The following is a 13,253-nucleotide window of genomic DNA, read 5'->3' as shown; positions in this document are numbered from 1 at the left end:
AAGAATTATTGAGAGGGAGTCACACTCATCTATTAATCAAGGGAAGCCTGCTGAAGATGTGCTTATGCACTGATTTGCAGGCTTTTTTCTATCTTATGTAGAATTATTTAAAGGAAAGAAAGAATCTCTAAGCTAGCAATCATCCAATTAGGCTAATTTCCTCGATAAATTTTCCCAGGCAAATGCGCCATTTAGATGTTTTAATCCATTAATTGGAGGATAAATGTTTAGAAAGTCTCATAGTCTGAGGTGTACGATGAATAAATTATCTGTAGAGAAAGAAATCAGCAGTTATATTGGCCGGCTCTTGCGGGAGAATTTCGGCCGGGGTCCGGGTCATGTATTGGCTACATGGTCCCATCCGTTCCTCTCCGTTCATTTATCAAATTTCCTTTCCCCCATGGAGAAATCCTTAATGGCCAACAATAAAAGCATCTATGTTCATAAAACGAGGGATCTCATGATGGAAACGCTTATGAAAGACATAACGTCCTACATTGAGCTAACGCTCAATCAAACGGTTTCCGAATTTAATTATGACTGGAATCTTGACCATATGACAGGGATGTTTATCATCCGCATGAAGGGTCATGATTGTGAAATTGTTCCATATCCAAATAAAGAGAAGGTGGAGGAGGTCATGATTGAGGTCAGCGCAATCGCTCAAAAGGAGCCTGAATCCATCTATTCTCACTTGCTGAACAAAAGACAGTTGATTCTTGTCAGAAAAGGCATACTGATCAATATCGAGAAAGAATTTATCAAGCTGGGCTTTAAGGAGAATTTAATGATTGCCAAACGAAATCTTGAGAAGAGACTTCTCAAAGAACGCAGAAGGGATTTTGAAGCCCACTTGAACAAAAAAGTGATTGATGAATTCACCTTCTGGAATTTTGAAAGAGATTCAAGTTATATTATTTTCATTTTGGAAGCATAAGAGAATCGACCTATTGGGAAAATTATTGTCACATTGAAAAGTAATCTGGATAATGGTATGATAAGGATATTAAGTGAATGATAGGAAATCTGATCGCAATGAGTGGGCATGGAACCAATCATAAGTCAGAGAAGGATGTTTTACACACCTTTTCTGACTTTTTTTATTGGTTTTGTGAAAGCAAATCATGAAAGGAGGAAGCCGATATTAATAAAACCGAGTATTCCCAGAAAGAAAAGGAGTTGTTGACCAGTATTGAAAGATACAAAAAACAACAATCAATATTAAATCATTCAAAGAATAAGCCTAATATGATTTTACGAATTGAGCTGGAGCTTTATATTGAAAATATTGCAACCTATTTAAGGGTGGATTACAAGAAAGAGCGGAAGCCAACGAACACAATCTATCGTTTTAGCATGGAGGACAGGGAACTGCAAGTGAAAGTACTTTATCGATACGGGACCTTTTATACAAGGCATCAGGTCCTTCTCCCTGAGTAAAGAGGAAAAACTGGCTATTCGCAGTATAAATTTTCAAACAATTCACATATCTTATTGACCGTATTTTAGCATGTAGCTATACTTATAGCAATGACAGCATATAGAAAATGTACATAGAGGTCATAGGAAGGGCTGGACATCAGATATGGACCACGAAGTAATTATTATTGGAGCGGGACTTGCCGGTCTTGTTGCGGCATGCGAGATAGCAAGGGCAGGAAAGAAGGTTCTGCTGTTAGATCAAGAGCCTGAGACCAATATGGGTGGACAAGCCTGGTGGTCTTTCGGCGGTCTCTTTCTTGTTGATTCACCCGAACAGCGCAGGCTCGGTATTCATGATTCTAAGGCACTTGCCTGGCAGGACTGGCAAGGCTCGGCCGGATATGACCGTGAGGAAGATGATTGGGGAATGAAATGGGCAAAAGCCTATATTGAATTTGCGGCAGGAGAGAAACGTCAATGGCTCCATGAATTAGGCATCCGTTTCTTCCCGATTGTCGGATGGGCTGAAAGAGGCGGCCATCTAGCAAACGGTCATGGCAATTCTGTCCCCCGCTTTCATATCGTTTGGGGTACTGGTCCGGCCATCGTTGCCCCATTTGAACAACAGGTGCGTCAATATATGGATAGAGGGTTAATCGATTACAAGCCGAGACATCGTGTCGATCAATTGCTGACGGATAAGGGACGGGTCGGCGGGGTCAGTGGTGCCATATTAGCACCGAGCTCGTCAAAGCGGGGTGAACCGAGCAACCGAACAGTCGTTGGTGGATTCGACTATAGCGGACATGCCATCCTCATTGCAAGCGGAGGGATTGGCGGCAATCATGAATTAGTCCGTAAAAACTGGCCAAAACGCCTGGGAAAAGCGCCGCAAAAGATGATCTCCGGTGTACCCGCCCATGTTGATGGAAGAATGCTAGCGATAGCGGAACAGGCAGGAGGCCGTATCGTCAACCGGGATCGCATGTGGCATTATACAGAGGGAATTCATAACTGGAACTCTATTTGGGATAATCATGGGATTCGTATATTGCCTGGTCCTTCTTCGATGTGGTTTGATGCAAAAGGAAAGCGTTTTCCTTTGCCGGGTTTACCAGGGTTCGATACTTTAGGAACGCTTGAGTTGATTCAAAGTACTGGATATGACTACTCATGGTTTATTCTGACACAAAGTATTATTGAGAAGGAATTCGCTTTATCTGGATCGGAACAAAATCCAGATTTAACGGATAAGTCAATTGCAAAAATCCTGAAACGAGTATTACCGGGACCACCAGAGCGTATTCAGTCGTTTTTAGACCATGGAGAGGATTTCATCATTAAGCATTCATTAGAGGAGCTTGTTAATGGCATGAATGAGCTTACAGGAGAAGACTTAATCAATCTTGACGATATTCGCACACAAATCGAAGCCCGTGATCGTGATTTAGAGAATTCCTTCGGCAAGGATTTGCAGCTTGCCGCCATTAGGAGCTCTCGAAAGTTTATAGGTGATAAATTAATCAGGGTAGCAAAGCCACATAAGCTGCTCGATCCGAAGAATGGCCCTCTCATAGCTGTAAGGCTGCATATCGTCAGCAGAAAGACGCTGGGCGGACTACAAACGGATTTAAATGGCCAGGTGCTGGATATGAATCAACAGCTGATTCCAGGCCTGTATGCCGCTGGAGAAGCATCCGGATTCGGCGGCGGTGGAATACATGGGTATCGTTCGCTTGAAGGAACCTTTCTAGGGGGATGTCTATTTACGGGACGAACCGCGGGACATGCGATAAGCAAGCTATGATTCATTCCATAAAGGAGGAACAGGGAGATGGAAGAGGTGAAGGATCAATCCTTTTGGCCAAGCGGAGTACCAACAAAGCTTACATACAAATGTGGTGAAAAACCGCTCCATGAATACCTCAAACTGAATGCTGGAGCACATCCCGATAAAACAGCCTATCTATTCTATGGGAATACCATTTCCTATAAGGAGCTTGATCATTCCGTAGATCGCTTTGCTCAGTTTCTGCATAATCAGCAAATCAAAAAGGGAGACCGGGTGGCACTCTACATGCAGAATTGTCCCCAATATATCATCGCTCATTATGCTATTCAGCTTATTGGCGGGATCGTTGTTCCCTTAAATCCAATGTATAAAGAAGCGGAACTTCAACACCTCCTAAATATAGTGGAAGCAAAGGCCATCATTGCCGGGACAGAGCTATATAGGAGAGTGTCATCCATTCGCTCGAGCATCCCATCCATCCATTTAGCCATCACTGCTCATTATGCAGATTATCTCCCCAAAAAACCAACCTTGCCGATTCCAGAAGTATTAAAGGACAAAAAAATCACACATCCTGATGCGATTGATTTCAAAAGGATTTTATACTACTCCACTCCCTATAAAGGGAATGTGAAACTTGATCTATGGACAGACATCGGTATGATGGTCTTTACATCAGGTACCACTGGACGTTCTAAAGCAGCGATGTTGCCCTATGGGAGCAGCTTATTCAAGACTGCAGCGACGTGGACAGCCAATCAATTTGAGGAAGGCTCCTTCCTTTCGATTGCACCGCTTTGTCATATCGCCGGTATGGTAATGGGGGTGTACTTGCCAATCTACAGCGGCCAGCCATGCGTGATGCTGACCCGCTTTGATGTAGAGGCAGCTGTACAAGCCATCGAACAATACAAAATCACTCATTGGTATAGTACCGCTCCCATGAATCTTGCCATCCTGAAACTTGAGGATAGTAAGAAAAGAGATTTATCCTCCTTAAAACAGAATCCATCTACGAGCTTTGGCGCATCTGTTACAGAGACATTAGCTTTACAATGGGCCGAATTGACGAATGAGTCCCGGCTGTATGAAGCCGCATACGGGTTGAGTGAGACACATACTTGCGATACCTTCATGCCAAAAGACAAGGTGAAATGGGGAAGCTTCGGTATTCCCACATATGAAACAAAGATGAAAATCATCGATATTGAAACAGGTGAAGGAATGCTCACAGGCGAAAAGGGAGAAATTCTCATTCAAAGTCCTGCCGTCTTTAAGGGCTACTATAAGAACGAGAAAGCAACAGCTGAAACGATAAAGGATGGCTGGGTTCATACAGGCGATATTGGAAGCATAGACGAGGATGGTTATCTGTATTTCCATGGAAGATTGAAGGAAATGATTAAGACATCTGGCTTTAGTGTGTTTCCAGAGGATGTGGAAGCCATGCTGAATGAGCATCCGGCCATATGGCAAAGCGCGGTCATTGGTGTTCCTGATCCAATGAAGGGAGAGGTCGTAAAAGCCTTTATCGTCCTTCAGCCAGGAATCAAAGAAGCACCGACAATGAATGAATTAAAAGAATGGGCAAAGAGTAAAATGGCTGCTTTTAAGGTACCCAGCCATATTGAATGGATTCATAAGCTCCCAGCAACAAGCTCAGGTAAAGTATTAAGAAGATTGTTAAAGGAAGAGCCAATTCATTAAGAAGACAGGGGGGTCATAATGATGTTTATATCCAAGCAATTACAAGAGCATGCAGAAAGATATCCAGACAATGTCATCACATCCTTTAAAGGACGTGAAACAACCTATCGTACATTTTTCGAGAAGGCTTGCAGCCTGGCCCACTTCCTGAAGGATAAGGGATATACAAATGAAGACATTATCGCCCTATATTTGCCTAACTCTGATTCATTTCTGATTGCCTATTATGCCTGCCAGCTAGCTGGAGTGCCTGTGCTGCCAATCAATACAAAGCTTGCTCCTCCAGAGGTCGAATATATTATCAAGCATTCAGAGGCAAAGATGCTGATCTATGATATAAAGCTTGCTGCGGGCTTGCAGAATGTTTCTCTTGATTTATTCCAAGATGTCCTTGAATTAGGTGGAAAGAATACCTTTGAGGCCGTTACAAGCTCATCAAAGTCAAATACTGAGCTTCCATCCTTACAGCCAGATGATACAGCGGTTATCTTTTATACATCCGGAACCACCGGACGTCCTAAAGGGGTCATGCTATCTGTCAGGAATGTCGAGTCTATTGCGGAAATATGGGCAGACTCTCTGGAACTTGGCGCAACAGACCGGATGCACATCGTTACGCCGCTCTTTCATTGTGCAGCAAGCCATTGTTTCTCCATTCCAACCATTCAACGAGGCGGGACGGTCATCATTGAAGAACAATTTTCTCCAGCCGAGACCCTACATACGATGGAGAAGGAGAAGGTAACCCTTTTCTTTGGTGTCCCAGCCATTTATAGCACTCTACTTCATACGCCATTGATGAAATCGAAGGATTTAAGCCATCTTCGTCTGTTTGCTTATGGGGCAGCACCAATGCCATATGAGCTAGTCAAACGGCTCAAAGCACACTTTCCGAATGTTAAGCTTCAAAATCTTTACGGACAGACAGAAAACTCTCCAGGGGCAACGACATTAAAGGATGAATATGCCTTAGAGAAAATTGGATCAGTAGGTGAACCTCTCCCAAATACAGAGGTACGTGTGGTTGATCCTTCCGGACGTGATGTTACGCCTGGTGAAGTAGGGGAAATCATTGTAAAGGGACCACAGGTAATGAAAGGGTATCTAAAGAATGAACAAGCAACAGCGGCTGCTTTGAAAGACGGATGGCTATACAGCGGGGATCTTGGAAAGCTGGATGAAGATGGTTTGCTTTATATTGTGGACCGAAAGAAAGACATGCTGATTCGCGGCGGAGAAAATGTGTATCCGATTGAAGTCGAAGAAGTGTTATATCAGATGGAGGAAATTCTCGAGGCAGCCGTTGTAGGCATACCGCATGAGGTCTATGGGGAAGTTCCGAAAGCCTATGTTGTTTTAAAGGAAGCTAAATCACTGACAAAAGAGGATATTACTCATTATTGCGGGCAAAATCTCGCAAAATATAAAGTTCCAACAGAGGTTGAATTTATTGATGAGCTTCCGCGCAATGCGAGCGGGAAGGTGCTGAAGCATACACTTAGGGATAAAGCGAATGTGTAAGGGTTAAATGAATAGTGAGGATGGGAAGCCAGTTTTCTGTCATTACGGAGCAGAAGACAGGCTTCTTTTTTGCTGAGTTAAAAAGAAACGAATCATCTACACATGCATATGATCGTCAATCTTAACCATTGTTCCAAATCTTACATGTCTGAATACCATAATATATGATCAACTATACATCCTGATGGGAGGTGAATAAATGAGGGAATACACGAGACTTTTTATTGAAATACTCTTTATCACCCTTTTATTATTCTATGATTACTCAATCCTGCCGCAAATTGATAATCAATGGATGTCTGCAGGTTTCATTCTCATTCTGTTTATCCTTTTTTCACCAATTAATTGGCTAATGTCAGCAAGAAAACAAGGGACTATTTCATCGGTCCATTCAAGATTGATTGTCATTATGTATAGTCTTGGCTTGCTGATGACCTTTAAGATTACAGGCCTTCAATCATCGAACGATATCAGCTTACAAAACCCATTCCTTTGGCTGGTTATTGGGCTTTCTTTTACTCCCGAGGTTAGGTTTTATACAGGCAAATTAAAAAGGAACTCATAAATGATTTTCCTTACATAAATGGAGGAATAGTAGATGATTGGAGATGTTCTCGGTTGTCTATTATTCATCCTTTTTACTGTTCAACCCTCTCATGCAAATGAAAGCAAAGAGGGTTTCTTTATAATTATCGACTAACAGTTCCAACAACCTTTTTAAAAAACGATGTTCTTAATCTTCATAGTGTATGAATCATCATGTAGGCAAAAGAAGATACACCTTAGACGGAAAAAAAGTAAATCAATCATGCTCCTTCAACAGCTCATCAAGCATCTTCCCGCGGTTATCTAAGAAATACTTCGTAATCAAGTAATGATCCGTCATCTCGTAGGTGATTTCACGTAATTGATCCTCATCGAAACTAACTATTTGTGCATCTGGATAGCCAAGCAGAATAGGAGAGTGGGTCGCAATGATCAGTTGAACATTACGATTCTTCGTCAAGTCATGAATCACTCGTAAAAACGTTAATTGGCGAGCGGGAGAGAGGGCAGCTTCCGGCTCATCTAACAGATAGATGGCCTTCTTGTAGAAACGGTTCGAGAATAATGCGAGAAAGGACTCTCCATGGGATTGCTGATGAAGAGACTTTCCTCCATAGCTTTGATAACCATCATCATCAACTTCATCTATGTACGTAGCAAAATGATAAAATGTTTCAGCGCGAAAAAAGAATCCATTTGAAATTTTCGGCAGCCAGGATAAACGCAAATAATCACTAAGAGGAGCATCAGCTTTGTCCACATCGTATAGATTGCTGCGACTGCCCCCAGCTGTATTAAACCCTATATTTGCTGCAATCCCTTCTAATAAGGTAGACTTTCCGGTGCCATTCTCACCGACGAAAAACGTAACGGGTTTCTTAAACGTAATCGAATCCAAATTCCGAATAGCTGGGATGGAGAAAGGATATTGATCATGATATTGAATACGTTCAGGCAGGAGTGTAACTTTCTTCAAAAACATAGCAATCCTCCTTCATGTTCATTATATTTATTTAATCCTTTCTGAAGGGGTTTTACAACCCTTAACCATTCTATAAAACATTGTTAAGCAACATTCCTTTCAAAGAACTATGTGCCAATTCTTCATATAATAATCAAAACATCATCATCAAGTAAAAACAATTCACTTAAATACGAATGATTAAATATATTATTGATATTTAGTTCGTGTTTAACCAACCAAAATGCCAATCACTCACAGGCCGGATACAACTCATTTTGCTGAAAACACGAACAATATTGAATGATGCGATATTTTTAACATATGTTGGAATTATGCAGCCAAAAAGGGGAGCAAACGGGGGAATTGCTCATTTCGCCAATTTAGAACATGTGTTCCTGTTGGAAGGAAGGCATGATGGCTATTCTACGAAAATTATCTGTCAGAACTTTATCAAATCCTTTATACTACTCATATAAGAAAACACTAAGGAATGATAGATATGTGGAAAAAAGTAGACGGACGCTTAATTCAGGCGACAGACACATCACGAGTCAAATTTAGAACGAATATTAGCAAGGCTATACTCGATCGACTCGCTGTTATGGCGGATGAAAACGATACATACATTAATTATTTATTGGAGACTGGCTTAGAAAATGTGCTATCAAGAGGGGAGATCATCTACAATAAGGAGACTCGTCCAAAGGACCGCGTCCAGTATAAAACAACCTATGATAAAGAATTATTAGCTAAGGTGAAGGAGTTTGCTAAGCAGCATGATCTCTTCATGAACGATGTCATTGAGTACAGCGTAAGCTATATTGATATCGATAAAAGCAAGGATCGAGACTATAAAAACCGAATTGAGCGCTAATATATATAGCTTTAACAGACAGAAAAGATTTACTTTTTCTGTCTGTTTTACGTTTATCGCTAAAAGGGCAGTTTGTTTGTATCTAGGTTAATACCGCCAAAGGTTTGTAAGTTAACAGTCATATACAAAAACTGACCAATATAAGTAAAAAGCTGTCAGATAGGAATTATGACTAAAACCAATCATTTAAGCTAAATTTACAGCTTGTCATTCATATTTTATTTTACCACTGGCTATGCTAATGACATGATTTAGATTCAAATTTCGAAATCGGCGTGTGGAAGCAATGAGTGGATAGAGATTAGTGATGAACTTATCGGGATGAATGAGCTAAGGCTGAAAGCATACCATTCATTTATGTAAAGCTGTGAATGGTGAGGGGAAAGGGCAAGTTACCGTTCTAATTAAGTTTTTGAAATCAACGCCCCGAACATAATATGTATTATAGGAAGTTAATGATTGAAATGTTTTAAATATCTCATTTGAGAAGATTACTTAAGCAATTGAGACAAAACAAAGAAAATTAGGCATTAATTAACACATATCAATTTTTTATGTATTTTCATCTATTATTAAATTATTTTATTACACGCAGCTAATTCATTTTAATATGAAACCAACGAAATATTCATTCGATTGGTATTAGATTTAATATGCTGCTGATCTACAAGCAATATACAATGATTCCATTATTGTTCCATTAATTAGGTTGCTTGAGATTGGCTCTCAGACGAAACGAACGTTTCTTTAGTGAACAACTCTCCATCTTATTTTATTTCTCAACACCCTAGTTAACATAATATATTTATGTAATTACACTCTATTTTCCTAATCAGCATGTGTTTGATGTTTATAAATTCGTTGTATCAATACGGTTTTTATCATATGGCTCATATGGCGGTACATCTTCCATATCATCTATATTAAATGATGAATCTTGCTGTGGATTTTTCGTTTTTCTTTCTTCTGCATTCGTGTGATTTTCTTTCTTTTTCATGGTATCATTCCTCCTTTACTATACAAATTATGTTCTCCTGGATTCATGGCTGTATTCATGATTCCTCATAAAAAAACCTCCAAATCATTGGAGGTTAATTAAATCTTTTCATGATTCAAGCGTGTTTTTAAATAAGGATCGGCTGGTTCATCGTATACTTCCTCAATGTCATGCTCTGAATCCTGTGGCAGCTTCTTTTCTTTCTTTTTGTCTTTTGTCAGCTTAGATAAATCCTTCTTATGCTTTCCTTGAAGTATTTTCATTGCTGTCATGCCTCCTTACAAACATCTTCATTCTTTTTCTTCCCTCCCCCATCCCCTTTTTAACTGGAATTATTTCACAATAAAAAAAGAAGCCATAAAGGCTCCTTTATTTCAGCTGATTAGCAGCAAAGATTTGGTCAATCATTCCCATGATTTCAATGGAATCCTTCCATGTCATTAATGGTGATTCAACTAAACCTTCCTTCATGCATCTGACAACTTCACGAATTTCATATTCAAATCCATTGATTTCATAGGGCTCTGCTAGTGTTCTTTCCTTTCCAGAGTCTAAAATGATGGTAGCTGACTGCGCATTTGAGAAGAGTGGGATATGTATTCGTCCTTTTGTTCCGAGTATGCTAGCTTCTTTATGGGTATTGGCCTGAATTGTGGAATAAATCTGTGCAGTTGCGCCATTTTCATACCCGAGTAAAATGGCATCACTTTCATCAACTCCGGTAACGCCATAAGTTAGTTGACTCTGCACATATTTAGGCTGATTACCTAAGAAGTAGGCTGCATAGGACACTGGGTAAATGCCAATATCAAGTAAGGCACCGCCGCCTTTCTCGATATCATATAAACGTCCTTTTGGATCAAACTCAGCCTTGAAGCCCAGCTCAGCACGAAGCGACTTGATCTCTCCAATTATTCCCTCAGCTAGGAGCTTGCGCAGCTGAATATTAACCGGAAGAAAACGAGTTTTCATCGCCTCCATGAAGAAAACGTTCTCGCGTTTCGCAATCGCAACAACCTCTTCAATTTCAGCTTTTGTCATCGTGACAGGTTTTTCACATAAAACGCCTTTCCCATGTTCGAGTGCAAGGATTGCCTGCTCTTTATGAAATGGATGTAGAGTAGCAACATAAACAGCATCAATCTGCCCATTGGCAACGAGCTCTTCATAGGATCCATAGCATCGTTCCTGCGGGACATCAAATTCCTTCCCAAATTGCTCTGCCCGTGTTTTTTCCCTGGCTGCGATTCCAGCAAGCTCCATGCCTTCTAGCTGCTTAACAGCTGTCGCAAAGCGATGAGCGATATTACCTGCACCGATAATTCCCCATCTGAATATGTTTTTCATAAATAGTCCTCCTGACTAACAAATGATTTCATGGTTTCATCATATCAAGAATACTTTGAAGAAGGTATGAAATAATAATCCTTTTCACACAAAAATACGATACCTCCTTGGAAGTATCGCATTCATTTTATTTTTCCATTTCTTTTATATGTTTAAAGGAAATGATAAAGCCGGTTGTTTCGTTTGAACTTTGAACGCTCACATCTGCATCATAAATATCTGTGAGATTTTTGATAAGCCATAAACCGATCCCTGCCCCAACCGTTTGTTCCTTTGCTTTATTAGTCCGATAATATTTATCAAAGATTTTGCTGATTTTATGGTATTCAATGCTAGAATTTGTATTGACAACATCAATGAGAATTCGATACTCCTCATCCTGCTGCTCTCTGATTCCAATGAATATGGACGACCCCTCTTTTGAATACTTAATGGCATTATCGAGCAGGTTCCGAATGATTAATTCAATCGAGCCTTTATCAATCCATATTAAACGGTTTGGATTGACACAATGTTCAAAACTAAATGTCCATTCAGGATATTTCGATTGATATTCTATGTAGATAGGCTCAATTTCTCCTACTGGGTTGATCCAACTGTCTGGAGGTGAACCCCCTAAGTAATAAATATCATAGGTCACTTTAATACTAGACAATAAAGAAGTAATATTCTCTGTTTCGTTTACAACGGAATGAAGGTTTTTCTTAAGCTCTTCATCATCGATTGTATCCTCTATTAGCTCTATTTCATTTTTAATATTATGAGCTGGATTCTTAATTTCATGAACCATTTCATCAAGGAAGGCTTTACTTTCCTGCACACCATCCTGTAGCTCCAAAACCGTCTGGTTCACGACATCAATCGTATTTCGAACCTTTGGAATCATTGGTCCATCATAGGTGAATACCTTCATGTTAAATTTCGTCATGCCCAAGAAATGCTTTCTCATCTTATCTAGTGGGCCATAATAAAGCTTTCTCATTAACATATAATTAATAAAAATCATCATAGATAATATGACAAAAAAGAATAGGCAATGAGAAAGAATCGTTTTAAATTCATCTAATAATGTCATACTGACTACGCGGTATAAAGTAATATCCCCAGTAAATAGATCACTCTCAATATGGTGGTCAATCTTAAGAAAGGCTGTACCATCTTCCTCTCCTATCTGAATCCCGATATTTTCTTGCGAGTAAATATTATAAACATTTTCTAATTCACTATTCATCAGGAACTTATTTAATAATGGAACGAGAATGGCATCAACTCCTTGATAAACATACTTTTTTTTATATTCTGTATTTGCATTATAATAAAAGGCACTTGACTTAGCATCGTTATTATTTACATAGACAAACTCGTTGCCAACTGGAATATCTCTTAGAATGTCTATAATGTTATCAGAATCCTGATCTTCCATAAATAAATGTTCAATCTGTATATGTGTCGGTAACATCTCATATGCTTCTTTCATTAGTACGTTCTCTACTCTTATATATCCGTATAAAAAGACAATACTAAATACAAGTATCACGAGCAAAACATAAGCAGTAAGCATGTAAATCTGAGGATTATTTTTCCACTTTTTTATCGAAATCAATACTGTAGACACCTTTCCTTTTGAAGATATTATCGAAACAGAACATCACCTTTAAAACATCCGAATCAATTGTTTGGGTAACTTTGAAAAAAGAGTCCATCTTTATTCTCGAATAAAGTGATGCTGATGTTCGCATCCTTGTAGGTTTGAATAATAAATCAATATAGTATAAGAATAGATAACAAAAACACTGCTAATTCGTACAATGAGAAAAGAAAATGAATATAATAGTTCATTTATTTATCCATATAAACATGGACTAATCCACTTTCACTCTTTCACTTTTGTTATTTTTATCTAATTTATTATACCACAATAATTTAAAAAGGCTTTTTTAAAAAATATTCATTCATATCCATCAAAAAACCGAATCGGGGAAATTCCATATAAAAACACCCCTCTTTAAAGAAGGATGTTTTCCTAAATCCTTTTATTTTTTTATTGGCCCATAATGGTCTTCGAGCGCTGTCTGCAAGATGC

The 13,253-nt window shown here is 39.3% G+C and carries 12 protein-coding genes; 7 read left to right on the top strand and 5 right to left on the bottom strand.

Translation table 11 applies throughout. The features are described from left to right. Positions 1-256: 256 nt before the first annotated feature. The 6 genes from ACI35L_RS01515 (at position 257) to ACI35L_RS01490 (ending at position 7,007) form a co-directional block, all read left to right on the top strand. A complete protein-coding gene (locus ACI35L_RS01515) occupies positions 257-937 on the top strand; it encodes a Na-translocating system protein MpsC family protein (protein WP_049670911.1) in 681 nt (226 codons plus the stop codon). A 311-nt stretch (positions 938-1,248) separates the two neighbouring features. Then, the gene (locus ACI35L_RS01510) at positions 1,249-1,440 is read left to right on the top strand and encodes a hypothetical protein (protein ID WP_439802095.1); all 192 of its coding nucleotides are present in this window, start codon (positions 1,249-1,251) and stop codon (positions 1,438-1,440) included. A 145-nt stretch (positions 1,441-1,585) separates the two neighbouring features. Then, on the top strand, positions 1,586-3,229 hold the full coding sequence (locus ACI35L_RS01505) for an FAD-binding dehydrogenase (RefSeq protein ID WP_439802094.1): 1,644 nt from the start codon (positions 1,586-1,588) through the stop codon (positions 3,227-3,229). 27 nt (positions 3,230-3,256) lie between these two features. After that, on the top strand, positions 3,257-4,921 hold the full coding sequence (locus ACI35L_RS01500; protein WP_439802093.1) for an AMP-binding protein: 1,665 nt from the start codon (positions 3,257-3,259) through the stop codon (positions 4,919-4,921). A gap of 21 nt (positions 4,922-4,942) precedes the next feature. After that, on the top strand, positions 4,943-6,442 hold the full coding sequence (locus ACI35L_RS01495; protein ID WP_439802100.1) for a class I adenylate-forming enzyme family protein: 1,500 nt from the start codon (positions 4,943-4,945) through the stop codon (positions 6,440-6,442). A gap of 199 nt (positions 6,443-6,641) precedes the next feature. After that, positions 6,642-7,007, top strand: a complete 366-nt coding sequence (locus ACI35L_RS01490; RefSeq protein WP_049670916.1) for a hypothetical protein — start codon at positions 6,642-6,644, stop codon at positions 7,005-7,007. Positions 7,008-7,244: 237 nt separating this feature from the next. Here the strand turns inward: ACI35L_RS01490 and ACI35L_RS01485 are convergent, their stop codons facing one another. Further along, on the bottom strand, positions 7,245-7,970 hold the full coding sequence (locus ACI35L_RS01485) for an AAA family ATPase (RefSeq protein WP_439802092.1): 726 nt from the start codon (positions 7,968-7,970) through the stop codon (positions 7,245-7,247). Between the two features lie 481 nt (positions 7,971-8,451). On the opposite strand from ACI35L_RS01485, the gene ACI35L_RS01480 reads away from it, so the two are divergent. Further along, positions 8,452-8,826, top strand: a complete 375-nt coding sequence (locus tag ACI35L_RS01480; protein WP_049670918.1) for a hypothetical protein — start codon at positions 8,452-8,454, stop codon at positions 8,824-8,826. A gap of 850 nt (positions 8,827-9,676) precedes the next feature. Here ACI35L_RS01480 and ACI35L_RS01475 read toward each other — a convergent pair. The 4 genes from ACI35L_RS01475 to ACI35L_RS01460 all read right to left on the bottom strand — a co-directional run bounded on the left by ACI35L_RS01475 (position 9,677) and on the right by ACI35L_RS01460 (position 12,773). Continuing rightward, the gene (locus ACI35L_RS01475; protein ID WP_156185605.1) at positions 9,677-9,823 is read right to left on the bottom strand and encodes a hypothetical protein; all 147 of its coding nucleotides are present in this window, start codon (positions 9,821-9,823) and stop codon (positions 9,677-9,679) included. A gap of 98 nt (positions 9,824-9,921) precedes the next feature. Further along, positions 9,922-10,086, bottom strand: a complete 165-nt coding sequence (locus tag ACI35L_RS01470; protein ID WP_156185606.1) for a hypothetical protein — start codon at positions 10,084-10,086, stop codon at positions 9,922-9,924. Between the two features lie 106 nt (positions 10,087-10,192). Continuing rightward, positions 10,193-11,170 carry a Gfo/Idh/MocA family protein gene (locus tag ACI35L_RS01465; protein WP_439802091.1) on the bottom strand — a complete coding sequence of 326 codons (978 nt, stop codon included), beginning with the start codon at positions 11,168-11,170 and terminating at the stop codon, positions 10,193-10,195. 127 nt (positions 11,171-11,297) lie between these two features. After that, positions 11,298-12,773 (bottom strand): sensor histidine kinase, encoded by a 1,476-nt coding sequence (locus ACI35L_RS01460; protein ID WP_082197109.1) that lies wholly within the window; start codon positions 12,771-12,773, stop codon positions 11,298-11,300. Between the last annotated feature and the right edge of the window lie 480 nt (positions 12,774-13,253).

The sequence above is a fragment of the Pradoshia sp. genome (assembly GCF_051873915.1).
Classification (GTDB): domain Bacteria; phylum Bacillota; class Bacilli; order Bacillales; family Pradoshiaceae; genus Pradoshia.
This window is presented reverse-complemented; position numbering and strand designations above follow the sequence as displayed.